This window comes from Paraburkholderia mimosarum LMG 23256 = NBRC 106338, from assembly GCF_000739815.1.
In the GTDB taxonomy this organism is placed as follows: domain Bacteria; phylum Pseudomonadota; class Gammaproteobacteria; order Burkholderiales; family Burkholderiaceae; genus Paraburkholderia; species Paraburkholderia mimosarum.
Genome location: NZ_BBJJ01000361.1, coordinates 1 through 645 on the forward strand (window position 1 = coordinate 1; position 645 = coordinate 645).

At 58.8% G+C, this 645-nt stretch carries 1 pseudogene; it reads left to right on the forward strand.

The window, feature by feature from the left end:
* Positions 1–490, forward strand: a pseudogene (locus BMI01S_RS37890) (transposase); the annotation flags it as partial.
* Positions 491–645 lie beyond the last annotated feature (155 nt).

A 645-nucleotide genomic window follows, 5' to 3' on the forward strand; every position in this document is an offset into this window, starting at 1 on the left:
CGGCTAGCGAATTGCGGTACATGGGCCATACGCTGACCGATAACCGTCACGGCCTGGTGGTCAACGCGCGCGTGACACGTGCCGACGGGCATGCCGAGCGTGAAGCGGCAAAGATCATGATCCACGACGCACGGCAAGCGGCAGACGATCCGAACGTAGAAATTACGTTGGGTGCAGACAAGGGTTACGATGCCCAGGAATTCATCGAGGCGTGCCAACAGATGAAGGTCACACCGCACGTTGCGCAAAACACCTCGGGGCGGCGTTCGGCAGTGCCCGATATGATTGCATCGAGCGCGGGCTACGCCATTTCGCAGCAAAAGCGCAAGTTGATCGAACAGGGTTTCGGCTGGGCCAAGACCGTGGGCCGCATGCGCCAGGTGATGGTGCGTGGTTTGAAGAAGGTGGACCAGACGTTCGTGTTGAACATGGCGGCGTACAACCTTGTGCGCATGTGCGCATGCGATCGCTGGCACAAGTCCGTCCGTAATGGCGGTAAGCGCGGCAACGAGGCCAAAAATTAGCCTCAAGCCGCCGAAAGAACGTTGAATCCGCGTTGAGATTGCACAATGCGAAAGTTTGCGACCGGCGAGCGCATAAATCAAGGAGCGCCGCTTCCGGTGGGAGTGTATTTCCGCAACCTGC